A 24,360-nucleotide genomic window follows, 5' to 3' on the forward strand; every position below is an offset into this window, starting at 1 on the left:
TCGTGCCTGCTGCTACGCTTCGCCTGCTCAATCTGCTTACGCTGCTGGCCTGGCCCTTGCTGGTCTGGCTGGCACTGACCCAGCCGCGCTGGCAGGGACTCTTCTGGCTGCTGGCGCTGCTGTTTGGCCTGCGCTGGCTGCAACTGCGTCGTCAGCAGAACGCGCTGGGCGCGGTCATGGGCTGGCTGGCGCTGCTCGGCGCGCTGCTCTGTATCAGCAGCCAGCTGTTACGCGTTCAGCATCTGTTGCTGTGGTATCCGGTGGCGGTCAATCTGGCGATGCTGCTGGTGTTCGGTGCTTCACTCTGGAGCGCGATGCCGCTGGTGGAGCGTATTGCCCGGCTGCGTGAGCCAGAACTTCCTGCCGCCGCAGTGCCTTACACCCGTCGCGTAACGCAGATCTGGTGCCTGTTTTTTATCGGCAATGGCAGCATGGCGTTCTATACCTGTCTGCAGGGCGATCTGCGGCTCTGGACGCTGTGGAACGGTGGCATCAGCTACCTGTTGATCGGCGTGCTGATGGGCGCTGAGTGGCTGGTTCGTCAGCGTGTGAGGCGAAAAGCATGAGCGTGGCCGAGTGGCTGACAGGCGCCGATCGTGAAGTCGCCTGGCGAGGCGATCAACCCTTGATGCTCGGCGCGATGCGTCGTCAGGTGCAGGCACTTAGCCTGCGCTTAGCGGCACAGCCGGGCACGCACTGGGGGCTCTGTTTTGACGACAGTTATCGTTTCTGTGTGGCGCTGCTGGCCTGCTGGTATGCCAGTAAAACGCCGGTGATGCCGGGTCATAGCCGCGCCGCGCTACTGAATGAGATGCAGGAGCAGCTTGATGGGGTGCTGTGCGACATGCCGCTGGCGGTCAGCCTGCCGCTGCTGACGTGGGATGAGGCAGAAGCCCAGGGCCAGCTGCCACCACTGCCTGCGAGCTCAGCGCTGATACTCTTTACCTCGGGGTCCACCGGCACACCGCGTCAGGTAATGAAGTCACTGACGGTGATGGAGCAGGAGAGCCGCTGGCTCAGCGCTCTATGGGGCGAACAGCTGCAAGGCTGCCGGGTGATTGCCTCCGTCAGCCATCAGCATCTTTACGGTTTATCGTTCCGACTTTTCCTGCCAATGACGCTCAGGCTGCCGTTTTCCGCTCAGCCGCTGTTCTACGGCGAGCAACTGGCCCAGCTCCCGCGCGACTGTCGCTATGCTTTTATCAGCAGCCCGGCTTTTTTATCGCGGCTGGACAGTACGCTTGACGCGCCCGGCTGTGAACTGATTGTCTCTGCCGGTGGCACCCTGCGCGGGCCGGATGCAGAACAGGTCTGGCAGCGCTTTGGCTGCCCGGTCAGTGAAATCTACGGTAGCACCGAAACCGGCATTCTGGCCTGGCGTCAGTGCGATCGGGCCGATGCCCCGTGGCGAAGTTTTTCTGGCGTCAGGCTTGAGCAGGTGACGCCCGAACGCTGGCAGGTCTGGTCGCCGCTGATTGCGGGTGATAACGGCCTTGCGCTGGACGACCGCCTGAATATGCAGCCCGATGGCGGATTTCAGCTGGCAGGACGTCACGATCGCATCGTGAAAATTGGAGACAAGCGCATCTCATTAAGTGAGATAGAGCGCCGACTGACCGATCTGCCGGAAATTGACGATGCCGTGGCGCTGGTGGTCACGCGTCATGATCGTCAGGCAATTGGCGTCGTGCTGTCGCTCACCAGCACGCTGGATGAAGCGGCTCTGCACCAGCACAGACAGCAATGGAAACGCCAGCTGCAGTGCTGGCTGGAACCGCTGGCGATGCCGCGCTACTGGCGGATTGTTGCCACCATTCCGGTTACCCCCCAAAGTAAACGCGCCTGGCCGCAAATAGAGGAACTTTTTCATGTTGCCGATTGAACGAAGCCGGGAGTTGCAGGCTGACAGCGCCACGCTGATTCTGCAGGTTGAAGCCGGACTGTTCTGGTTCCAGGGCCACTTTCAGACGCTGCCTATTCTGCCTGGCGTGGCTCAACTGGACTGGGTGATGCACTACGGCGTGTCACTGCTCGCGCCGGGTAAGCAGTTTGCCGCCATTGAAAACATCAAATTTCAGCAGCCGGTGCTGCCTGACTCACTTCTGCAACTGCGTCTTGACTGGGATGCTGAAAAGTCGCGCCTGAGTTTCCGTTACAGCCTGCTCAGTCACGACGGCGAGCCGAGCGCCAGCATCGGGAAGATCACGCTGTGCTAACCCTGCCGTTTACGCCTTGCGTAGTGATCCCGTGTTACAACCATGGTGCGATGATGGCATCGGTACTGGCCCGGCTGGCACCGTTTAATCTGCCGGTTATCGTCGTGGATGATGGCAGCGACACGGCGACTCAGCTTCAGCTGGCGACGCTGTACGCCGCAGAGCTCATTGTGCTGCGACTCGACAGCAATCAGGGTAAAGGTGCGGCGGTGATTCATGGTCTGCGCGCTGCGGCGGCACGCGGATTCACCCATGCCGTGCAGCTTGATGCGGACGGTCAGCATCAGGCAGAAGATCTGCCGCTGATGCTGGCGGAAGCTGAGCGCTATCCCGACGCGCTGATCTCCGGACAGCCGATTTATGACGATTCGATCCCTAAATCACGTCTTTACGGTCGCTATATCACACACTTCTGGGTCTGGATTGAAACGCTGTCGCTGTCGATCCGCGACAGCATGTGCGGCTTTCGTGTCTATCCGCTGGCCCCCACGCTGGCGCTGTGCGATCGCCGTGCCATCGGTCAGCGCATGGATTTCGATACTGAGATCATGGTGCGGCTCTACTGGCAGGGCATACGCAGTCGCTTTATCCCGACCCGCGTCACCTATCCCGCCAGCGGGCTGTCGCACTTCGATGCGCTCTACGACAATCTGCGCATCTCCTGGATGCATACCCGTCTCTTCTTCGGCATGCTGCCGCGGATCCCGCGTCTGCTGGCGATGCGTAACGCGCCAGCACACTGGTCTGTGGAAACGGAGCGGCGCGGACAGTGGGGATTACGTTTTATGCTGGCGGTGTATCGCTATGGCGGGCGGCTGCCCTTTACGCTGCTACTCTGGCCGGTCGTCGCGGTCTACTGGCTGAGCGGTCAGCGCGCGCGAAGCGCTTCACGGCAATGGCTGGCGCAGGTTACCGTCGCCGCACAGCAGCGGCAGGTTGCATTACCGCCGCGGCTTAACAGCTACCGCCATTTTCTGCGCTTCGCCGGGGCGATGCTGGATAAAGTCGCCAGCTGGCGCGGGGATTTGCATTGGGGACGGGATATCGATTTCGCGCCGGGCGCAGAAGCGATAATCCGCGCACCCACACCCCAGGGCAAGCTGATCCTGGCCTCCCATCTTGGCGACATTGAAGCCTGTCGCGCGATGGCGCAGCAGGTCAGCGGACTGGTGATTAATGCACTGGTGTTTACCGACAATGCCCGGCGCTTTCGGGCGGTACTGGAAACTATCGCCCCGCAGGCGGGGGTCAATCTGATGCCGGTCAGTGATATCGGGCCGGAGACAGCAATCCTGCTGCAACAGAAGCTGGATGCGGGCGAATGGGTGGCGATTGTCGGGGATCGTACGGCGGTCAATCCGCAACGCGGCGGCGAGCGTCGGGTCATCTGGAGCGATTTTCTGGGTCGGGCAGCACCGTTTCCACAGGGGCCGTTTGTGCTGGCGGCTGCGTTACGCTGTCCGGTGCTGCTCATGTTTGCCCTGCGGCAACAGGGTAAACTGCTTATCCACTGTGAGCCGTTTGCCGATCCGCTGCTGCTGCCCCGTGCACAACGTCAGCAGGCGCTGCAACAGGCGGTCGATCGCTATGCGCAACGGCTGGCGCATTATGCGCTGCTGGCCCCGCTGGACTGGTTCAACTTTTTCGATTTCTGGACGTTGCCTGATCACCAGGCGCACCACAAGGAGTCTGACCATGACTGAACATCATGCTGAAGTCGTGCTGACCGTTTCGTTCCACGACTGTGATCCCATGGGTGTGGTCTGGCACGGTAACTATTTCCGCTTCTTCGAAGTGGCACGCGAAGCCCTGCTGCGCAGCATCAATTACAGTTATGCCGAGATGGCTGCCAGTGGCTACGTCTGGCCGGTGGTCGATACCCGGGTTAAATATCGCCATCCCCTGCGCTGTGAAGAGACGATTCGCGTCAGTGCCCGAATTACAGAATATGAGAACCGCCTGCGCATCGACTATGAGGTGCGAAACGCGGCCGATCAGATCACCACTAAAGCGCATACGCTGCAGGTTGCGGTTGAGCAGGAGAGTCAGGCGCTGTGCTTTGTTTCGCCCGATATTTTACTGGAACGTTTAGGAGTAAAAGGATGCTGAAAATAGTGCTTACCGGCCTGCTATTGTGGGCCAGTGCGGCCAGCGCAGTCACACTGGATCAGCTGCAGCAGCGTTTTGCCAGCCAGCCAGTGATCCGGGCCGACTTTACCCAGACGCGCACCATTTCAGGTATGCGTCAGCCGCTGGTGTCGCACGGTCAAATGCTGATCGCCCGTGAGCAGGGGTTATGGTGGCATCAGCAGACGCCGTTTGTGATGACACTGCTGCTGGATGATAAGCGCATGGTGCAAAGCCTTAACGGCCAGAAGCCCCAGGTGATCACCGCTGACAGCAATCCGCAGATGTTCCAGTTCAATCATTTGCTGCGGGCGCTGTTCCAGGCTGACCAGAAGGTCCTTAACGAAAATTTCAGCGTGGCCTTCAGCGATCGTGGCAACGGCGCCTGGACGCTGGACCTGACGCCCAAAGCTGCGCCGCTCAACAAAATCTTCAACCGTATCTCGCTGGCGGGTAACACCTTCCTGGACAGCATCAACCTGGATGATAAGCAGGGCGATAAAACCGAGATTCAGCTCAGTAACACCCGCATTGAACCGCCGCAGTTAAGCGACGAGGAGCAGGCACGTTTTGCCGGGCCGTAACGATCGGCTGCTGGCGATCCTGTGGCTGGCCATCTGTCTGCTGCTGGCGGCGGCGCTCGCTTTTCTGTTGCCGCGCAGCCAGCTCAACAGCAGCGTGCTGGCTTTGCTGCCGCAACAGAATCTGGGCGGAGCACCGCCTGCGCTACAGCAGGCTTTTATGCAGCGGCTGGATCGCCAGATGGTGTGGCTGGTTTCACCCGGTGAGCAGGACGATCCGCAGGTCGCTGCCTGGTGGCTGGCGCAGTTGCGTGTGCTGCCTGACCTGAAGCTTGTGCAGGGCGATCTTGATGCACAGCAGCAGCAGCAGTGGGGCCGTTTCGCCTGGCAACACCGCAATGGTCTGCTTGATGAGTCGACACGCAGCCGCTTGCAGAACGGGGGTGAGGCGCAGGCAGACTGGCTGCTGGCGCAGCTTTTTTCAGCCTTCTCGGGCGTCAGCAGCAGAGAGTTGCAGGGCGATCCTTTGATGCTGGTGCGCGGTTCACAGCTGGCGCTGGCTCAGAATGCCGGACGTATGACGCTGCATGATGGCTGGCTGACCGTAAAAGACGAGCAGGGTAAGCAGTGGTATTTTCTGCATGGCGAACTGGCGAACAATGCTTTCAGTATGCAGCAGAGCCATGCGCTGGTGACCCGGCTTAGCGCGCTGGAGCAGCAGCTTAAAAGCCGCTGGCCGCAGGCGAAACTGCTGACGCGGGGTACTGTCCTGTTCAGCGACAACGCCAGCCAGCGTGCGCAGCACGATGTTAAAACCCTGGGGAGTGTAACGCTGGGTGGCGTCGTCCTGCTGGTGCTGCTGGTCTTCCGATCACTGCGTCCATTGCTGCTGACGGTGACGTCTGTGGCGGTAGGCGCGATGGCAGGCACAGTGGTGACGCTGCTTTGCTTCGGTGAGCTGCATCTGATGACGCTGGTGATGAGTCTGAGTATTGTCGGCATCTCGGCGGATTACACGCTCTATTATCTCACTGAGCGTATGGTTCACGGCGAACAGCAGTCACCGTGGCAGAGCCTGCGCAAAGTCCGCGGTACGCTGCTACTGGCGCTTGCGACCACCGCGATTGCCTGGCTGCTGATGCTGCTCGCGCCCTTCCCCGGACTGCGTCAGCTGGCGGTGTTTGCCGCCAGCGGATTAACCGCATCCTGTCTGACGGTAATTCTGATCACGCCGTGGCTGGTACGTGGATTACCGGTGCGTCCGGTGCCGCTGATGGTGCCGCTGGCGCGCTGGCTTGCCGCCTGGCGTCGCCAGCGCGGGTTGCGTGTCGGATTACCTGTATTGATGGCCATCTTCGCCCTGACCGGAATCGCTCAGTTAAAGGTAGATGATGACATCGCGCATCTGCAAAGTGCCCCCGCACAGCTGCTTGAACAGGATCGCCAGCTCGCTACTCTGACCGGCCAGCGTGCCGATCAGACCTGGTTTGTGGTCTGGGGCGATGATGCTCAGCAGACGCTGCAGCGGCTGGAAAAACTGGCATCGGATCTCCATCAGGCACAGCAGCAGGGCTGGCTGCAACATTATCGTCTGCTGCCGCTGAAGTCGCTGGCGCAGCAACAGCAGGATCTGCAGCTGCTGAAACAGGCCGTTCCGACGATTACGGCCCGCCTGCAGCAGGCGGGAATTGCCCTTGCCGCGCCAGACCTGAGGCCAATGCCGGTAACACCCGGTGCCTGGCTGTCGGGTCCGCTGAGTGAGGGCTGGCGTCTGCTGTGGCTGACGCTGCCGGACGGGCAGAGCGGTGTTCTGATCCCCACCAGCGGCGTAAAAAACAGCGCCAAACTCGCAGAGCTGGCTAAGCAGCATCCTGGCGTCAGCTGGATCGATCGCAAGGCGAGTTACGATGCGCTGTTCAGCTTCTGGCGCACCCTGCTCGGCGGATTACTGGCACTGGCGCTGCTGCTGATCACACTGAGTTTTGTACTGCGGCTGGGATTAAAGGCGGGCTTACGCAGCGCGCTGCCGTCGGTGCTGTCGCTGGCGATGGCGCTGGCAACGCTGGGCTGGATCGGCGCATCGCTGAACCTGTTTGCGCTGCTGGCGCTGATTCTGGTGCTGGGGATCGGCATTAACTACACGATCTTTTTCAGCAACCCACAGGGTACACCAATGACTTCGTTGCTGGCGGTATCGCTGGCGATGATCACCACCTTACTGACGCTGGGCATGCTGGTATTCAGCAGCACCAGCGCGATTGCCAGTTTTGGCACCGTATTATGCAGCGGCATCTTCAGCGCTTTCCTGCTGTCACCGCTGGCGATGCGACCCACCCGATCAAGGAGTAAACGATGATCCGCGCCGCCTGTATTCTGCTGACGGCTCTGCTGCTCAGCGCCTGTGCCGGACCGGCACCCGACAGCAGACGTCCCACCGCCTGGCTGAAACCGGGCGTGAAGGTGACGCTGCCGCCGCCAGGCATCCGTCCCGCCTTTCAACAGCAGCAGTTGCTGACCGGCCAGGTTAAAGGTCAGAGTCAGTCACTGCTGGTGCTGCTCAGTGCTGATGAACAGCAAATTGATCTGGCGGGGCTCTCTTCAGTGGGTATTCGACTCTTCAGTCTGCGCTATGATGCCAGCGGTATTCATACCCAGCAGTTGATGCCGCTGCCGCAGATGCCGCCCGCGAGTCAGGTACTGGCAGACATCATGCTCAGCTACTGGCCGCTGGATGCCTGGCAAAAACAGCTGCCGCCAGGCTGGAAGCTGCAGGATAAGGGATTAAAGCGCCAGCTAATGGATGCCGATAACCAGCTGGTAACGGAGATTGATTATCTGCAACGGGATAATCAGCGCCAGCCAGTCAGCATTCTGCAGCATGCCTTTGGCTATCAGATCCGCATTCAACATCTGGACGCCTCATGATTTATATCTCTGCTATCGGCATGCTGAATGCCCTGGGAAATGACAGCCAGCAGATTGCGGCCAGCCTGAAAAAAGGTGAGGCACCCGGTATGCAGTTGCGTCATGGCTGGCTGAGCGGTGATCGCGCCTGTTGGCTTGGCAGAGTTGAAGGTGAGCTGCCAGCGATTCCTGCTGTCCTTAGCGCGCATAACACCCGAAACAACCAGCTGCTGCTGGCCGCGCTGATACAAATCCGTCCGACGCTTGACGCGGCGATTGCACGCTATGGCGCCAGCAGAGTGGCAATTGTACTGGGGACCAGCACCTCGGGGGTGGATGAGGGGGATCAGCAGATTTGCGGCGGCCAGCCCGATTATCACTACCAGATGCAGGAGCTTGGCGATCCGTCACGTTTTCTGGCGCACTACCTGCAGCTCGATGGCCCGGCCTATACCATTTCTACCGCCTGCTCTTCCAGCGCCCGCGCCATTATCAGTGGTGAGCGGCTGATCGCGGCAGGGCTGGCGGATGTCGCGCTGGTGGGCGGTGCAGACTCGCTGAGTCGGATGCCGATCAACGGTTTCGACAGTCTGGAATCGCTCTCTGAGCGTCGCTGCGCGCCGTTCAGCCGCGAGCGTGACGGCATCTCGATTGGCGAAGGAGCCGCGCTGATGCTGCTGACGCGGGAACCGCAGCCGCTGGCGCTGTTGGGTGCGGGTGAATCTTCCGACGCCTGGCACATGTCTGCGCCCCATCCTCAGGGCGAAGGCGCTGAACGGGCGATGCGAATGGCGCTGCAACAGGCGAATCTGTTGCCGCAGCAGGTGGGTTATATCAATCTGCATGGCACAGCCACGCCGCTGAACGATCAGATGGAAGCCGCCGTGATTCATCGTTTGTTTGGCAATGCGGTGCCATGCAGCTCAACCAAACATCTGACCGGCCATACGCTCGGCGCGGCGGGCGTGTGCGAAGCTGCGCTCAGCGCATTGATCCTGCAAAACAATCTGCCGCTGCCTGCGCAGGATTTTAGCGCGGCGGCGCAGGATGAGACGCTGCCGGATTGCGGATTGCTGTTACAGCCACAGGCGCTGCAACGGCCGGTCATCGCCTCTAATTCATTCGCCTTTGGTGGCAACAACACCTGCCTGATTCTGGGACGCCTTGATGGACATTAATTCTCCCGCGGCACTCTGGCTGCCGCATGCTGCACCGATGCTACTGCTTGATCAGCTGATTGCCGTTGATGAAGAGCACGTTCACTGTCAGGTATCGACCTGTGCCGATGGCGTACTGGCGCCGTTTCTGACGCCACAGGGCGAACTGCCTGCCTGGTTTGGCGTCGAGATGATGGCTCAAACCGTAGGCGTCTGGTCGGGCTGGCATGCAAAGCAGGGTGGCGCAACCCTTGTCCCGCCCGGCATGCTGCTGGGTGGACGCGGCTGGCGGGCAGATCAACCGTACTTTCCCGCGAACGTCACGCTGGATATCAGAATGACGTTGCTGATGCGCGATGACCGTATGGGCAGCTTTGAGGGCGATATTTGTTACGGCCCGCAACGGCTTGCCAGCGGTCGTCTCAACACCTGGCAACCCAATGAAACAGAGTTAAAGCAATTAATGTCACAAGGAAATCAGCCATGACAAGGTCGGTATTAGTCACGGGCGCCAGTAAAGGCATTGGCCGCGCGATTGCGCTGCGTCTCGCCCAGGATGGCTATCAGGTTATCGTTCATTTTAACCGCGACCGCGCGGGGGCTGAGCAGTGCCTGCAGCAGATCGAATCTGCAGGCGGCAGTGGTCGTGTGCTGGGATTTGATGTGGCTGACCGGGCAGCCACCCGTGCCGCGCTGGAAGCGGATATAGCGCAACACGGGGCCTACTATGGCGTGGTGAGCAATGCCGGTATCACCCGTGATGCAGCGTTTCCCGCCCTGACGGATGAGGAGTGGGACAGTGTCATCCACACCAACCTCGACAGTTTTTACAACGTTATCCAGCCCTGCGTGATGCCGATGATCGGCCTGCGCCGCGGTGGTCGCATTATTACCCTCTCTTCGGTCTCCGGGATGATGGGCAATCGCGGTCAGGTCAACTACAGCGCGGCGAAAGCGGGCATTATCGGGGCCACCAAGGCGCTGGCGATTGAACTGGCTAAACGCAAAATCACCGTTAACTGCATCGCGCCCGGTCTGATTGATACCGGCATGGAGGGGCTCGAACCTCAGGTGATTGAAGAAGCGATGAAGATCGTGCCGATGAAGCGCATGGGCACGGCCGACGAAGTCGCCGGACTGGCGAGCTATCTGATGTCCGATATCGCCGGTTACGTAACGCGTCAGGTGATTTCAATTAATGGAGGCATGCTGTGATCCAGCGGGTAGTCGTAACCGGTATGGGCGGCGTAACGGCCTTTGGTGAATCCTGGGCTGAGGTTTCGGCGCGTATTCGTGCCGGGCGCAACGCGGTACGCTTTATGCCGGAGTGGCAGATCTATGACGGACTGCATACCCTGCTCGGCGCGCCCGTGGATAACTTTGAACTGCCTGCGCATTATACCCGCAAGCGTATCCGCGCCATGGGCCGCGTTTCGCTGCTGGCAACGCGTGCCACCGAACTGGCGCTGACCCAGGCAGGGCTGATTGACCATCCGGTGCTGACCTGCGGAGAGACGGGCATCGCCTACGGCTCCTCTACCGGCAGCACCGGGCCGGTCAGCGAGTTCGCCACCATGCTGACCGAAAAGCACACCAACAATATTACCGGCACGACGTACGTGCAGATGATGCCGCATACCACCGCCGTGAATGCCGGGCTCTTTTTCGGCCTGCGCGGCCGGGTGATCCCGACCTCCAGCGCCTGTACGTCAGGCAGCCAGGCTATTGGCTATGCCTGGGAGGCGATTCGTCATGGATATCAGACGGTGATGGTGGCGGGTGGTGCGGAGGAGCTCTGTCCGTCCGAAGCGGCGGTGTTCGATACCCTCTTTGCAACCAGCCAGCGCAATGACGCGCCACACACCACGCCAGCGCCTTTTGATCAGCAACGCGATGGCCTGGTGATTGGCGAAGGGGCCGGCACGTTGATCCTGGAGTCGCTGGATCATGCCCTGGCGCGTGGTGCCACGATTTATGCTGAAATCACGGGCTTCCACACCAACTGCGATGCCGCCCATATCACGCAGCCGCAGCGGGAAACCATGCAGATCTGCATTGAGCGGGCATTGCAGAGCGCCGGTATTACCGCATCAGAAGTCGGTTATGTGAATGCGCACGGCACGGCCACTGAGCGGGGTGATATGGCAGAAAGTCTGGCGACGGCAGCGGTGTTTGGCGAGTCAACGCCGATCTCCTCTCTGAAATCCTATTTTGGCCATACGCTGGGTGCCTGCGGGGCGCTGGAAGCCTGGATGAGCATTGAGATGATGCGGGAAGGGTGGTTTGCGCCCACGCTTAACCTGACGCAACCGGCCGCTGATGGCGGTCAGCTGGATTACATCATGGGTGAGCCGCGAGAGATTGAAACCGACTATATCCAGAGCAACAATTTTGCCTTTGGTGGCATTAACACATCTCTGATCTTCAGACGCTGGCGCGGCGTCTGATATCCGGTCCGTGCGGTACTGACACGGGCCAGTTTATTTTCCGAACGAAAAAACCGGACGATAAACAACCTTTCATTTACACTGTCACTCACCGCATTACGCCCTGCGGCCCTATTTTCCACAGGATAGTTATGTCTTTGCCCTTGCCACCCGACGATCACGATGAGCCAATTCGCCAGTCACTTGACGATGCGCACTTTGCGATAGTGGTGCTTGCGGTGACCTCGGTAACGCTTATAATCTTTGTCCTGATAGTTACGCTCTGGATGAGCTGACACGCCCAGGGATTCGTCGGATGGCATAAGGAGAAGGCGATGGACTCCGGAGATGACAAATTAATCGCAATTATCGGTTTGCTGGCGGCCTGCCTGATCGGGGTCACTTTCCTGTTTACCATGGTCTGGCTGACCGACGTTCGTCATCCTGCCGATCCCTCTCTTGATGTTCGCTCCTGTTACCCGAAGAACCATCCTTCTCAGCATGCCTGATTATGCGTTACGAGTGGTGAACTTAATCTGCTGACTGCGCAGAACCAGCGCCAGCGCTTCATGCAGCTTGCGGTTGCCATTAGGATCAGCTAATCCCAGCAGCGGACCGGGTGAACGCCGGTCGTCAGCCCAGGCGGGATACTCCACCACCGGATAGAGCGAAATGCCCTCCACTGCAATGCCGTGATCCAGCGCTACCGCCACGTTTTCACTGATCTCCTGCAGCCAGGGGGCGCGCGCGTCACCCTCTGCGCCGGTTTCGGCAATTAACATCGGGCGCTGGTAGCGTTGCCAGCACTGCGCCAGCAAAATGTGCAGTGGAGTTCGTGCCGGATCCTCCAGTGACATCGGCTGGTCGGGGAAAAACCAGTGGTTATCGGGATAGTAGTTCAGGCCCAGGATATCCAGGCAATCTTCACTGCCGCCTAACTCTTTATCAACGCGACCGGCCAGCATATCCCAGGCCTCGAACTGCGCCTGATGCTGCGCATCCGCGTAAGGTTTGCTGTCTGGATTATCGGGATGATGGGCAATCTGTACCAGCGGATCGGTCAGCACAAAACGTGCTTCCGGATAGACTTCGCGAATGGCGTGAATCGCTGCCAGCGAGGCACGGACCAGCTGTCGCTTCAGTTCTTTACCGCGATTAGCGGCATGGGGATTGAACCAGGCCACATCGGCTCCAGCCCATGACCAGAATGAAATTTGATTTACCGGCGTAAAGAAGGGGCGTTCGATGCCCTGATCGCGCATCAGTTGTGCCATCGCACGGGCGAAACGACTAAAATGCTCAACGAATTCGGCTTTCCAGATATTAAGATGATCGGGATAACCAAAGTGCGCCAGCTCCCAGATGATCTCCATCTGCTGACGCTGTGAAGCTTCTATCATCGGCAGAAAACTTTGCCAGTCATACTGGCCGGGGATCTTTTCAATCAGATGCCAGCGTGCACCGTCACGGGCGGTGAGCAGATGCTGTTCAGTCAGGGCAGCATAATCTTTTTCCAGCAGCATATCGTGGCCACTGCTGAAAACCATATCGAGCCGTTTACCCGGTGTACGGCAGGCGGTGGAGCAGGGAAAACTGCCCTGAAAAAAGCTGCGAAACAGGCTGGGATGGTAGCGCTGGCGGGCATCTGTAAGGGATTGATGAGACATATTCCTCTCCTGCCGGGTTAATGCCGGTCACAGATCGTCCGGTTAAGTCTAGACTAAAAAACGCCCATAACTGCCCACGCATTCGGAACAGAGGTATGGTGTCAGAGGGCGGGCCGGGGAATAATAAAAAATAACTGCATTTTACAGGGAATTGTCATGACCGAAGCGTTTGAGCTCTCCCAGTCATCGGAACGTACCAGCTGGCTGGAAACGCAGCTGGAGCCAGAGTGTCAGCGCCATCCGGGAATGAGTGGTGTCCATCAGCTGAGCGACGGGCTGGATGCCTTTGCCGCACGCTATCTGCTGATGCAAAAAGCGGAACGTTCACTCGATATTCAGTACTACATCTGGCAAAACGATCTGTCGGGACGGTTGCTGTTCAGCGCGGTGCTGGAGGCGGCCCGTCGTGGCGTGAAAGTGCGGCTGCTGCTGGATGACAACAATACACCGGGCCTGGACGATACGCTCGCCCAGCTTAATCGCCATCCCAACATTGAAGTGCGGCTGTTTAATCCCTTCTCGTTTCGTACCCTGCGCGCACTGGGATATCTCACTGACTTTGCCCGTCTGAATCGCCGCATGCACAATAAGAGCTTTACCGTGGACGGTGTCACGACTGTGGTCGGCGGGCGTAATATCGGCGACGAATATTTCGGCACCGGCAATGAACCGTTGTTTGCCGATCTGGACGTGATGGCGATAGGCCCGGTGGTGAAAGAAGTCGCAGAGGATTTTGAGCGTTACTGGCGCAGTAAGCCGGTATCAAAGCTGCAGCAGGTGCTGGATGAAGAGGAATCCGAAGAGGACAGTGTGAGCCTGCCAGCAGAATGGCGTCACAGTGAACCGGTACAGCGTTACCTTCAGCGGCTGGAAAATTCGTCACTGCTACAGGAGCTGGAAGAGGGCACGCTGGACCTGACCTGGGCGAAAGCGCGACTGCTCAGTGATGATCCGCGTAAAGGACTGGGTAAAGCACGCGCCAGAAGCCTGTTGCCGCAGCGGATGATGGAGGTGATTGGTACGCCGCAGGAGCAGTTCGACATCATCTCTGCCTATTTTGTGCCGACACGCGCTGGCGTCGCTCAGTTGCTGGCGCTGAAGCGCAAAGGGGTAAAAATTGCCATTCTGACCAACTCGCTGGCGGCCAACGATGTCTCAATTGTCCATGCCGGCTATGCTAAGTGGCGCAAAAAACTGCTGCGTCACGGCATCGCGCTCTATGAACTTAAACCACAGGCGGGCGTGCCTGATGCCCCGCACGACCGGGGATTAACCGGTAACTCGGGCTCCAGCCTGCATGCCAAAACCTTTTCGGTGGATCAACAGACGCTGTTTATCGGTTCGTTTAACTTCGATCCGCGTTCAGCCGTGTTGAATACCGAGATGGGGCTGGTCATTGAGAGTGCGGCGCTGGCCGCAGAGACGCATCAGCGTTTCAGCCACTCGATGCGCGATCGGGCATGGACGCTGCGGCTGGATAAGTGGGGAAGGGTTAACTGGCTGGAGTATCCGGATGAGCCGCAGCAGATTGTGCATAAACACGAACCGGGTTGCTCGTGGTGGCAACGTCTTCAGGTAAGGCTGGTGTGGCGACTGCCGATTGAGTGGCTGCTGTAAACCGGACCTTGCCTGGGTTCAGGCGCTGGCTCAGGAAACATACGCCCTCCGCAAAGACGCAAAACCCGCCATCCCTGGCTCGCTCAGCGCGGGCGATTACGCACCTCATCTCTGAGGTGCGCCCGTTGCCGGGCCAACGCGTTGCGTTGTTCAAAAACGCTCCCGACGTTTGTGTCCCTGGCCCGCTATGCTTTGCTACTTGTGTATGCTCCCATCGCTTTAAACGCTTAAGCTGTCTGTGAGACACATCATTTATAGCCTGACCTCACTGATGGCCTGAGATCAGTGATCGCCTGTCATTGTGTTTGTTTACGCTCAAATTTCCCCGAGAACAGGAAGCGCAGCAGCGGGATGCGCAGGTGAATCTCATACAGCAGAAACGCGATGCCAAACACCATCAGCAGGCCCACAAAGAAGCCCAGCGTGTTGTTTTCAATCCGTGGTGTGACATAAATACCATACAAGAGCGTCAGCGGATGGTGCACCAGATAGATAAACAGCGACGCATTCACCAGATACATGATGCGTGGCGAATGCGAATTCAGCAGCTTATGACCAAAGCAGAAGCAGACGTTCAGCATGCAGAGACCCATCAGCGTGGTGATAATCGCATCCAGCTCATATAACCAGCCATCGCCGCTGCTGAGGCGCTGATTTGTGCAGTAGGCAACAAACATCACCACCGCGCCGATCCACATCACCGGATTAAACCGCACAAACAACTGCTTCAGCGGCGGATGTTTCCATGCCAGCGCCCCCAGCATAAAGAACGGCAGATAGAAAAGCGTTTGCATAACCACAATGCTGAATAAGCCATCCATCAGCCAGGCTGGCTGGAATATAAACACCAGACGGCGGAACACACACCACACCAGCGCCCATGTCAGTACACCCGCGGTCAACGCTCCCCAGCCCACCCGCGTATAATCAATGGTGCGGTGCTGATCGCGCAACCAGCGGAACGTGACCATGCCGAGCGTGGTCAGCATCACCAGCACCACCAGGAACCACAGGTGTGAAATCAGCTCCCACATCAGGTTATTGAATTTCTGGTACGGCGTGAATCGCGGCCAGTCAGCCAGCTTATCTGTCCAGGCCTTCAGCATGAAAAATTGCGGCAGCGTGAGCAGCGGAACGGCGGTGAGTAGCGGGATCCCCACACGCTCCAGACGCACTTTCAGGAAGCGACGTGGCTGATAGCGCAGATACAACATGTAGGAGAAGTATCCTGAAATGACAAAAAACACCTGCATACGAAATGCATGAATAAAGTCATTCAGCAGCGTCAGCCATAACGAGGCCTCATGACTGTTGACGGCCCATTTTTGCGCGGAGTAAATGAGGGAAACATGAAAAGGTACCCCCAGTAACATCAGATACGCGCGTATGGAATCAAGAAAGTATTCACGTTCAGGTTTTACAGTACTCATAAAGTTCCAGTTCGTTAGTACGTATGGCCGGTTTCACCCTGAAACCGGATTATGTTCTGTGAAAAGTCTACCTGGGATAAACCAGGTATACTATCAGTGGAATCCGTAGTGTCTAATTGTCCTAAAAGTAGCGTTAACCCAGACGAAATGCGGGAACAATGTTGCGCATAAGCTGTCGGAAAACCGAATAATCCTTTAAGATAAACGGGTTTGATTTAAGCACACGAAAGGGGGGGATGTGCCGACTAAAGAAAAAAATAAAGCCGGACTGATGAAGGTACGCTGGATTGGTACTGCAGTTCTGCTGGCGTTGTACGCCAATAACAGTTGGGCGTTTAACATCGATGATGTAGCCAAACAAGCCAAAGCGTTGGCAGGGAAAAGCTTTGAAGCGCCTAAAAGCAATTTACCCTCTCAATTTCGTGAAATGAAATTTGCTGATTATCAGCAGATCCAGTTTAACCACGATAAAGCGTATTGGGGCAAACTGCGCACGCCATTCAAGCTGGAGTTCTATCATCAGGGCATGTATTTCGATACCCCGGTGCAGATCAACGAAGTGACGGGCAGCGCGGTACGCGAGATTAAATACAACCCCGACTATTTTAATTTCGGTAACGTAAAACATGACGCAGAAGCGGTAAAAAACCTCGGATTTGCGGGTTTCAAAGTGCTTTACCCACTCAACAACAAGGGTAAAAACGATGAGATCGCCAGCTTCCTGGGTGCAAGCTACTTCCGTGTGATCGGTGCTGGCCAGGTTTATGGCCTGTCGGCGCGTGGCCTTGCCATCGATACGGCGTTGCCATCCGGTGAAGAGTTCCCGCGTTTCAAAGAATTCTGGATTCAGCGTCCTAAACCGCAGGACAAGCAGCTGGTGATCTACGCACTGCTTGATTCGCCGCGTGCGGCGGGCGCGTATCGCTTTGTGCTGCATCCGGGTGAAGCGTCAACGGTTGATGTGCAGTCTAAAGTTTACCTGCGTGATAACGTCGGCAAACTGGGGATCGCACCACTGACCAGTATGTTCCTGTTTGGTCAGAACCAGCCGTCGACGGTGAACAACTTCCGTCCGGCACTGCACGACTCTGATGGACTCTCTATCCATAATGGCAACGGAGAGTGGATTTGGCGTCCGCTGAATAACCCGCGTCATCTGGCGGTGAGCACGTTCACCATTGAGAATCCGAAAGGTTTTGGTCTGCTGCAACGTGGACGTGACTTTGACAACTACCAGGATCTGGACGACCGCTATGACCTGCGTCCAAGCGGCTGGGTTGAGCCAATCGGCGACTGGGGTAAAGGCCGGGTTGAACTGGTTGAAATCCCGACGGCAGATGAAACCAACGACAACATCGTTGCTTTCTGGACGCCAGAGACGCTGCCAGAGCCTGGTAAAGAGATGAACTTCAAATATCGTCTGCACTTCTCGCGCGACGAAAACCAGCTGCACTCCGATGATACCGCCTGGGTCAAAAATACCCTGCGTTCAGCGGGTGACGTGAAGCAATCTAATCTGGTGCGTCAGCCGGATGGCACCGTGGCTTTCACCATCGACTTCGTGGGTAAAGACATGAGTAAGATGGCGGAAAACAGTCAGGTGGCACCTCAGGTCAGCGTCGGTAAAAATGCTGATGTGGTTGAGCAGAGCGTACGTTATAACCCGGTCACCAAAGGCTGGCGTCTGGTGTTGCGTCTGCGTGTGAAAGATGCCAAACAGTCCACGGAAATGCGTGCGGCCCTGGTAAGCGGCGACAAGACATTGACGGAAACCTGGAGCTATCAGTTACCTGCCAATGAATAAATCGACTTTTACACCTCAACGTTATGTGGAATCTCTGCCGCTGGATGCGGCAGGGAAGGCACGCCTGAGCGTCTCCTTGCAGAATGCCGGCGAGTTCCACTTCATCCATGATACGCTGGGAAGGGATGTCGCAGCCAGTGATCGTCCGGATGATGCGCCGTTAAAATCGGTCTCATCGCGGGTTGAAATGGCCTGGCCTGATTCATTGGCCGACGGTCAGCAGCTGGGCAAAGATTATCTCGACCGCACCACGCTGAAAGCGATGCCGAAGGTCAAACGCTCACTGATGTTCCCGGAAGCGTGGCGGACCAACCCGGTCGCCCGTGCCTGGGACTCACTGCGTGGACACAAATCGGTTCCGCGTTATGCCAATGCGGAAGAGCGTCGTGCCGAAGAGAAGTGGCGTCATGTCGGTTCAATTCGTCGCTACATCCTGCTGATCCTGACCATATTTCAGACGGTGGTCGCCACCTGGTACATGAAGAGTATTCTGCCTTATCAGGGCTGGACGCTTCTGGATCCGATGGAGATGATCAATCAGAACTGGCAGCAGTCAGTGATGCAGATTCTGCCTTACTTATTGCAGACCGGTATCCTGTTCCTGTTCGCCATACTCTTCTGCTGGGTCTCTGCTGGCTTCTGGACAGCACTGATGGGCTTCCTGCAGCTGCTGATTGGACGTGACAAATACAGTATCTCTTATTCAACGGTCGGAGATGAGCCGCTAAATCCGGAACATCGTACTGCGCTGATTATGCCGATCTGTAATGAAGACGTTGAGCGTGTTTACGCCGGTCTGCGTGCGACATGGGAATCCGTGGTTCGCACCGGTAACGCTGAACACTTTGACGTTTACATCCTCAGCGACAGTTACGATGCGGATATCGCCATTGCCGAGCAGAAAGCCTGGATGGAGCTGGTGCGGGATGTTGGCGGTGCAGGCAAGATTTTCTATCGCCGTCGTCGTCGTCGTGTGAAGCGTAAAAGCGGCAACATCGATGACTTCTGCCGTCGCTGGGGCAGCAACTATAGCTACATGGTCGTGCTGGATGCGGATAGCGTTATGAGCGGTGAGTGTCTCACCGGTCTGGTACGCATGATGGATGCTAACCCGAATGCCGGGATCATCCAGTCCTCGCCGAAAGCATCGGGTATGGATACGCTGTATGCGCGCTGTCAGCAATTTGCCACGCGTGTATACGGTCCGCTGTTTACGGCCGGTCTTCACTTCTGGCAACTGGGCGAATCTCACTACTGGGGTCACAACGCCATTATTCGCGTAAAACCCTTTATTGAGCACTGTGCACTGGCTCCGTTACCGGGTGAGGGCTCTTTTGCCGGGTCGATCATGTCCCATGACTTTGTGGAAGCTGCGCTGATGCGTCGTGCTGGCTGGGGCGTCTGGATTGCCTATGACCTGCCGGGATCCTATGAAGAGCTGCCACCGAACCTGCTGGATGAGCTGAAGCGTGACCGCCGCTGGTGTCACGGTAACCTGATGAACTTCCGCCTGTTCCTGGTAAAAGGGATGCACCCGGTACACCGTGCGGTATTCCTGACCGGTGTGATGTCCTACCTGTCTGCTCCGCTGTGGTTTATGTTCCTGGCGCTTTCAACTGCCTTGCAGGTGGTGCATACGCTGATGGAACCGACCTACTTCCTGCAGCCACGGCAGCTGTTCCCGGTCTGGCCGCAGTGGCGTCCCGAGCTGGCAATAGCGTTGTTCTCGACCACCATGGTGCTGTTGTTCCTGCCGAAGATGCTGAGTGTGGTGTTGATCTGGTTCAAAGGGTCAAAAGCCTACGGAGGTCCTCTGCGCCTGCTGGCTTCACTGGTGCTGGAAACGCTGTTCTCAGTGCTGCTGGCGCCGGTACGTATGCTGTTCCATACGGTGTTTGTTGTCAGTGCCTTCCTCGGCTGGGAAGTGGTGTGGAACTCTCCGCAACGTGATGACGATGCGACGCCGTGGAGCGAGGCATTTAAACGTCACGGTTCGCAGATGGCATTGGGTCTGGTGTGGGCAACGGGTATGGGACTGCTGGATCTTAACTTCCTGTGGTGGCTGGCCCCGATTGTCTTCTCGCTGATTCTGTCTCCGTTTGTTTCTGTGATGTCGAGCCGCTCAACACTGGGTCTTAAGAGCAAGAAAGCCAAATTGTTCCTGATCCCGGAAGAGTACTCGCCGCCGCAGGAGCTGGTGGATACCGATCGTTATGTGCTGCTAAACCGCGAACGTGCGCTGGAAAATGGCTTTATGCATGCCCTGTTCCATCCTGCGTTTAACGCACTCGCAACGGCACTGGCGACATCGCGCCATAAGCAGAGTCAGCTGCTGGACTATGCACGTGACCGTCGTGTGGATCAGGCACTGAGCGATGCACCGGATAAACTGGGCCGCGAGCAGCGACTGCAGTTAATCAGCGATCCGGTGGTACTGGCCCGTGTTCATACCCGACTGTGGGAAAATGCGGATAAGTATCATCAGTGGGTAGAGAGTTATCAGAAACTTAACCTCAACCCTAACGCGCTGGCAAAAAACGCGTAATCTGAAAAGCGGCAGCGATGCCGCTTTTTTTATGGGATTAAAACAGCGATACGCTGATAAATTGTTTGCTGGCAGTCACCGTGAGCAGCGCGTGACGTTCTCAATGGCAGTTCATAGCGGGTATCAGTGGTGAAAGCATTTTTAAAGGCAGGCGTTGTTGTAGCTGCGGTGCTTTGCTTAAGCGGATGTGGCAGTATCATCAGTCGCACCCTGCCGGGGCAGGGACACGGCAATCAGTATTATCCCGGCGTACAGTGGGATGTACGCGACAGCGGCTGGCGAGTCTTAACGATCCTCGATTTGCCACTGTCGCTGGTGGTTGACACCCTGTTGTTACCGGTGGATGCCAGTCACGGTCCTTACGAATAACTGCGATCGGAGTCGCTGTTATCATCTTCCCACTCTTGCGCGGCGGCTTCACCCTCTTCGGTGTCCAGCGGCGGCTCAAGCTGGAATTCGCCGTCATCCCACTCGTGCAGGGTATTTTCTGCTAACCACTCCTGACGCAGTTCAACTTCGTCAAAGTCAGCATCAAAGATGGCCTGTGCGGCGTCACCGCTGCGGAAGGGCAGGCATTCGCCCGCTTCACCTTCATCGGTCAGGAACTCAGCCTGCCACATAATATCGCCATCCTGCATGACATACTTTTGCAGGCCAAACTGACTGATCGATGCTTCTTCTTCATCCACCTCAGGATTGTTAGCGAGGTACTCTTCACGTGCAGCATCAATCGCTTCCTCTAACGTACTGTACATGCTCATCAATCTTCTCCTTACCGGGTTCATTAACTGCAGATTCATTTGATTTCAGTGAAGGATAGACGAAATTCAGGGGAGGGAAAGGGCGGGTCAGTGCAACTGGCGGGAAATAAACCATTTCCCGCCAGTCAGGGTCAGATCATCTTTTGTGGAAAGTGCAGAACGGGTTGAACAGAGTCATGAATCACCGGCGCTGAGTAGCGGATACAGCATTTTATACAGGGCTTAACTTTCTTAAAATTAATTCTGGCGATGGAAAGCGCCTGGCTCAGGTTATATAAAGTGCCAATGAAGATGATTTCATCTTTATCTGGCATTCGCTTACACCCTTTACGATGAAGGAAATGATAATTTTCCTGATCGGTACCAATTGTGACGTAATAGTAGAGACCTTTGTTCATATAATATGTCCCGATAGAGGTTTGCTGTGTTGTCTTTTTATAATTTTTGTCAGAGCGGTTAAAGATCTGACTGTCACGAAAGAAACTACCGATTAGCTTTAACTTCTTCAAATGCCATAACGGTCTATCAGGCTGTTAAAAAAATGTAAAAAGGAATATAGGTCAAATTAACAAGGCAAAAGCTTGTAATATAAGTTAATTTTAATCGATCCATTAGCCAGAATACATCGTTAAGCCTGGCTAAATAGGATTAGGCCTGGTTTGAAAGTTAATCAGCACCAAATAACATTAAATACAGTACGCTGAAAATTAATGACTAAAAAGAGAATCAGGCAGAATAGCGCCTGTTAGTAAGGTTTTTGATTATAAAATCGAATTTTAAATAGATAAATAAACTATTTTGAACTTCATGGTTGATTAATTAACGGTCCTGAAAATTCGATGAAACGATGATCCCGCCACGAGCGACTGATTTATTCAGCAGAGCATAGAGTAAGAAAAGCGCTAAATGCCAGAAAGACATTTAGCGCGAAAGGATTAATAACGGGAGGGTTCGCCTTCGGGGCGGGTTTTAAAGCGACGATGAAGCCACATATACTGTTCCGGTGCCAGCAACACGCCTTCTTCAACCACTTTGTTCATTCTGGCAGCGGTGACAACATCGCTCTCCAGCGTAAATTCGTCGCTGATGTCAGGCAGTATCATCAGTTCATAACCACGACCACCAGGCAGACGACGCGGCACAAAGGGAATAACCGCCGGTTTACCAGTACGAATCAGCAAATGGGTGCCCACCGTGGTTGCCGCTTTTTCCACAGCAAAGAAGGGCGCAAAAACGCTGCTGCGTGGGCCATAATCATGGTCGGGTGCGTACCAGATAATGTCGCCGTTTTTCAGCGCGCGAATCATTCCTTTAAGATCTTTGCGGTCAATCATACTTTTATTTGAACGCATCCGGCCTTTAACCTGCAGCCAGTCGATCAATTTGTTGTCATTAGGGCGATAGACGCCAATGCCTGGATTATGGATACCAAACATGCGCGCCCCAATTTCCAGTGTCAGAAAGTGCATGCCAATAAGCAGGACACCACGCTGACTATCCCGCGCCTGCTGAATATGCTCCAGACCTGAAGGCTTATGCCATTTATTGATGCGCCAGTCAGGCCAGAACCATGCCATCCCGGTCTCGATCAATCCCATGCCAACCGATTCGAAATTGTGTTTTACCATCGCTTCACGTTCATTGATCGGCATTTCCGGAAAACATAATTCCAGATTACGTCGGGCGACACTGACGCGGTGCTTCATAAAACGCATCCCGATACGACCAATATTGCAGCCGAGAACATAAAGCAGGGGATAGGGAAGTAGCACCAAAAGATAAAGAAAAGCGACACCCACCCAGGTCAACCAATAGCGCGGGTGAAGCAGTTCTCGTGAAAACTGAGGCAACTGGGTCATATGAAGGTTAATTTTCCTGCGTCGCGCACCGTGCGGTGCTGATATCTCATTAATTTCTGCCATTGTGCCAGTTTTTATCGGGCGTATAAATATCACTGACGGAACAGGCTACTGCAGGCGGATGTAAACTCTCCAGATATTGGCGGAAAAAACAGCAATAGATGATCGGTTATGACACTGGCCTTTGCATCCTGCTGAAATCAGGTATCATGTGCCCGCTAAAATTCTCCTATTGATAACAGGAAAGAACACCATGCCAGTGTTACATAACCTCGTTTCCAATAAAGAGCTGAAGGCGCGCATGCTGGCTGAAACTGAGCCGCGCACCACTGTCTCTTTTTACAAATATTTCCAGATTGCCGATCCAAAAGCATTCCGTGATGCGCTCTACGTTGGCCTGACAGCACTCAAGGTGTTTGGCCGCGTCTATGTGGCGCACGAAGGGATTAATGCGCAAATCAGCGTGTCCGCCAGTCAGTATGAAAAGATGAAAGCGTGGCTCTATAGCTTTGATCCGGCGCTGAATAATCTTCGCATGAACATTGCCCTGGACGATGATGGAAAATCGTTCTGGGTGCTGCGTCTGAAAGTGCGCGATCGCATTGTCGCGGACGGAATTGAAGACAGCAGTTTCGATGCCAGCAATGTGGGTCAGTATCTTAAAGCAGCAGACGTTAACGCAATGCTGGACGATCCTGACGCGCTGTTCGTGGATATGCGAAACCACTACGAATATGAAGTGGGGCGTTTTGATAATGCGCTGGAAGTGCCTGCTGACACCTTCCGCGATCAATTGCCGATGGCGGTTGATATGCTGCAGGATCAGAAAGACAAAAAGATCGTAATGTACTGCACCGGCGGGATCCGCTGTGAAAAAGCCAGCGCCTGGATGCGGCACAACGGCTTTGAGGATGTCTATCACATTGAAGGCGGGATCATCGAGTATGCCCGCCGCGCGCGTGAGCAGGGGTTACCGGTACGCTTCAAAGGCAAAAACTTTGTCTTTGATGAGCGGATGGGTGAACGTATTTCTGACGACGTGCTGTCGAACTGTCATCAGTGCGGCGAACCCTGTGATACCCACGTCAATTGCGTCAATGACGGCTGTCATCTGCTGTTTATTCAGTGCAAAAGCTGCGCAGAGAAGTTTGAGAACTGCTGCAGCCCAATCTGTCAGGAAGAAGCAAAACTCTCTCCGGAAGAGCAGCGCGCTCGCCGGGCGGGACGTGAGAATGGCAATAAGATCTTTAACAAGTCACGTGGCCTGTTAAATATGACTATTCCTTCGCCAGTGAAGAAATAAACGTGGCCGCCTGAAGTGAGCTT

The 24,360-nt window shown here is 56.0% G+C and carries 24 protein-coding genes; 19 read left to right on the top strand and 5 right to left on the bottom strand.

Features of this window, described 5'->3' with window-relative positions; genetic code table 11:
* The first annotated feature begins 2 nt into the window (after positions 1 to 2).
* The 14 genes from LQK91_RS09745 (at position 3) to LQK91_RS09810 (ending at position 11,860) form a co-directional block, all read left to right on the top strand.
* Positions 3 to 566 carry a hypothetical protein gene (locus LQK91_RS09745; RefSeq protein WP_105099327.1) on the top strand — a complete coding sequence of 188 codons (564 nt, stop codon included), beginning with the start codon at positions 3 to 5 and terminating at the stop codon, positions 564 to 566.
* A complete protein-coding gene (locus tag LQK91_RS09750; RefSeq protein ID WP_105099326.1) occupies positions 563 to 1,882 on the top strand; it encodes an AMP-binding protein in 1,320 nt (439 codons plus the stop codon). The genes LQK91_RS09745 and LQK91_RS09750 overlap by 4 nt, the downstream gene beginning before the upstream one ends.
* Positions 1,869 to 2,216, top strand: a complete 348-nt coding sequence (locus tag LQK91_RS09755) for a hydroxymyristoyl-ACP dehydratase (RefSeq protein WP_003849948.1) — start codon at positions 1,869 to 1,871, stop codon at positions 2,214 to 2,216. Before LQK91_RS09750 ends, LQK91_RS09755 begins: the two co-directional genes overlap by 14 nt.
* The gene (locus tag LQK91_RS09760; protein WP_105099325.1) at positions 2,210 to 3,919 is read left to right on the top strand and encodes a glycosyltransferase family 2 protein; all 1,710 of its coding nucleotides are present in this window, start codon (positions 2,210 to 2,212) and stop codon (positions 3,917 to 3,919) included. Before LQK91_RS09755 ends, LQK91_RS09760 begins: the two co-directional genes overlap by 7 nt.
* On the top strand, positions 3,912 to 4,325 hold the full coding sequence (locus tag LQK91_RS09765) for an acyl-CoA thioesterase (protein ID WP_003849946.1): 414 nt from the start codon (positions 3,912 to 3,914) through the stop codon (positions 4,323 to 4,325). Before LQK91_RS09760 ends, LQK91_RS09765 begins: the two co-directional genes overlap by 8 nt.
* A complete protein-coding gene (locus tag LQK91_RS09770; RefSeq protein ID WP_003849945.1) occupies positions 4,319 to 4,927 on the top strand; it encodes a LolA family protein in 609 nt (202 codons plus the stop codon). Before LQK91_RS09765 ends, LQK91_RS09770 begins: the two co-directional genes overlap by 7 nt.
* Positions 4,914 to 7,220, top strand: coding sequence for an MMPL family transporter (locus LQK91_RS09775; RefSeq protein WP_105099324.1), 2,307 nt, complete (start codon positions 4,914 to 4,916; stop codon positions 7,218 to 7,220). The genes LQK91_RS09770 and LQK91_RS09775 overlap by 14 nt, the downstream gene beginning before the upstream one ends.
* Complete coding sequence (locus LQK91_RS09780; RefSeq protein ID WP_003849943.1) at positions 7,217 to 7,789, top strand: DUF3261 domain-containing protein; 573 nt, start codon at positions 7,217 to 7,219, stop codon at positions 7,787 to 7,789. The genes LQK91_RS09775 and LQK91_RS09780 overlap by 4 nt, the downstream gene beginning before the upstream one ends.
* On the top strand, positions 7,786 to 8,946 hold the full coding sequence (locus LQK91_RS09785) for a beta-ketoacyl-[acyl-carrier-protein] synthase family protein (RefSeq protein ID WP_078804267.1): 1,161 nt from the start codon (positions 7,786 to 7,788) through the stop codon (positions 8,944 to 8,946). The genes LQK91_RS09780 and LQK91_RS09785 overlap by 4 nt, the downstream gene beginning before the upstream one ends.
* Positions 8,936 to 9,412 (top strand): hotdog family protein, encoded by a 477-nt coding sequence (locus tag LQK91_RS09790; protein ID WP_078804268.1) that lies wholly within the window; start codon positions 8,936 to 8,938, stop codon positions 9,410 to 9,412. The genes LQK91_RS09785 and LQK91_RS09790 overlap by 11 nt, the downstream gene beginning before the upstream one ends.
* On the top strand, positions 9,409 to 10,140 hold the full coding sequence (locus tag LQK91_RS09795) for a 3-ketoacyl-ACP reductase FabG2 (protein ID WP_105099323.1): 732 nt from the start codon (positions 9,409 to 9,411) through the stop codon (positions 10,138 to 10,140). The genes LQK91_RS09790 and LQK91_RS09795 overlap by 4 nt, the downstream gene beginning before the upstream one ends.
* Positions 10,137 to 11,372 carry a beta-ketoacyl-ACP synthase gene (locus tag LQK91_RS09800; protein WP_008925911.1) on the top strand — a complete coding sequence of 412 codons (1,236 nt, stop codon included), beginning with the start codon at positions 10,137 to 10,139 and terminating at the stop codon, positions 11,370 to 11,372. The genes LQK91_RS09795 and LQK91_RS09800 overlap by 4 nt, the downstream gene beginning before the upstream one ends.
* Before the next feature lie 131 nt (positions 11,373 to 11,503).
* On the top strand, positions 11,504 to 11,647 hold the full coding sequence (locus tag LQK91_RS09805) for a hypothetical protein (RefSeq protein ID WP_003849938.1): 144 nt from the start codon (positions 11,504 to 11,506) through the stop codon (positions 11,645 to 11,647).
* A gap of 39 nt (positions 11,648 to 11,686) precedes the next feature.
* Positions 11,687 to 11,860 carry a hypothetical protein gene (locus tag LQK91_RS09810; protein ID WP_003849936.1) on the top strand — a complete coding sequence of 58 codons (174 nt, stop codon included), beginning with the start codon at positions 11,687 to 11,689 and terminating at the stop codon, positions 11,858 to 11,860.
* On the opposite strand, the gene LQK91_RS09815 is transcribed toward LQK91_RS09810, so the two are convergent.
* The gene (locus LQK91_RS09815) at positions 11,861 to 13,018 is read right to left on the bottom strand and encodes a beta-glucosidase (RefSeq protein WP_078804269.1); all 1,158 of its coding nucleotides are present in this window, start codon (positions 13,016 to 13,018) and stop codon (positions 11,861 to 11,863) included.
* 156 nt (positions 13,019 to 13,174) lie between these two features.
* Between LQK91_RS09815 and LQK91_RS09820 the strand changes: the two genes are divergently transcribed.
* The gene (locus tag LQK91_RS09820; protein WP_105099322.1) at positions 13,175 to 14,635 is read left to right on the top strand and encodes a phospholipase D family protein; all 1,461 of its coding nucleotides are present in this window, start codon (positions 13,175 to 13,177) and stop codon (positions 14,633 to 14,635) included.
* Between the two features lie 296 nt (positions 14,636 to 14,931).
* On the opposite strand, the gene mdoC is transcribed toward LQK91_RS09820, so the two are convergent.
* Positions 14,932 to 16,065, bottom strand: coding sequence for a glucans biosynthesis protein MdoC (gene mdoC / locus LQK91_RS09825; protein ID WP_003849931.1), 1,134 nt, complete (start codon positions 16,063 to 16,065; stop codon positions 14,932 to 14,934).
* Positions 16,066 to 16,333: 268 nt separating this feature from the next.
* Between mdoC and LQK91_RS09830 the strand changes: the two genes are divergently transcribed.
* The 3 genes from LQK91_RS09830 (at position 16,334) to LQK91_RS09840 (ending at position 20,783) form a co-directional block, all read left to right on the top strand.
* Complete coding sequence (locus LQK91_RS09830) at positions 16,334 to 17,869, top strand: glucan biosynthesis protein G (RefSeq protein WP_175501468.1); 1,536 nt, start codon at positions 16,334 to 16,336, stop codon at positions 17,867 to 17,869.
* Entirely contained in the window at positions 17,862 to 20,414 is a 2,553-nt protein-coding gene (mdoH, locus tag LQK91_RS09835) for a glucans biosynthesis glucosyltransferase MdoH (RefSeq protein ID WP_039661007.1), read from the top strand. Before LQK91_RS09830 ends, mdoH begins: the two co-directional genes overlap by 8 nt.
* Positions 20,415 to 20,543: 129 nt before the next feature.
* Positions 20,544 to 20,783 carry a YceK/YidQ family lipoprotein gene (locus LQK91_RS09840; RefSeq protein ID WP_033743162.1) on the top strand — a complete coding sequence of 80 codons (240 nt, stop codon included), beginning with the start codon at positions 20,544 to 20,546 and terminating at the stop codon, positions 20,781 to 20,783.
* Here the strand turns inward: LQK91_RS09840 and LQK91_RS09845 are convergent.
* From LQK91_RS09845 to LQK91_RS09855, 3 genes are all read right to left on the bottom strand, one after another.
* Positions 20,774 to 21,175 carry a MysB family protein gene (locus LQK91_RS09845; protein ID WP_003849925.1) on the bottom strand — a complete coding sequence of 134 codons (402 nt, stop codon included), beginning with the start codon at positions 21,173 to 21,175 and terminating at the stop codon, positions 20,774 to 20,776. The genes LQK91_RS09840 and LQK91_RS09845 overlap by 10 nt on opposite strands.
* A 131-nt stretch (positions 21,176 to 21,306) precedes the next feature.
* Complete coding sequence (locus tag LQK91_RS09850) at positions 21,307 to 21,573, bottom strand: hypothetical protein (protein WP_105099321.1); 267 nt, start codon at positions 21,571 to 21,573, stop codon at positions 21,307 to 21,309.
* Positions 21,574 to 22,110: 537 nt separating this feature from the next.
* On the bottom strand, positions 22,111 to 23,034 hold the full coding sequence (locus tag LQK91_RS09855; RefSeq protein WP_008925917.1) for a Kdo(2)-lipid IV(A) acyltransferase: 924 nt from the start codon (positions 23,032 to 23,034) through the stop codon (positions 22,111 to 22,113).
* Between the two features lie 253 nt (positions 23,035 to 23,287).
* Between LQK91_RS09855 and LQK91_RS09860 the strand changes: the two genes are divergently transcribed.
* Complete coding sequence (locus LQK91_RS09860; protein ID WP_105099320.1) at positions 23,288 to 24,337, top strand: rhodanese-related sulfurtransferase; 1,050 nt, start codon at positions 23,288 to 23,290, stop codon at positions 24,335 to 24,337.
* The last annotated feature ends 23 nt before the right edge of the window (positions 24,338 to 24,360 follow it).

It is taken from the genome of Pantoea sp. MHSD4 (genome assembly GCF_021043305.1).
GTDB lineage: Bacteria > Pseudomonadota > Gammaproteobacteria > Enterobacterales > Enterobacteriaceae > Pantoea > Pantoea eucalypti.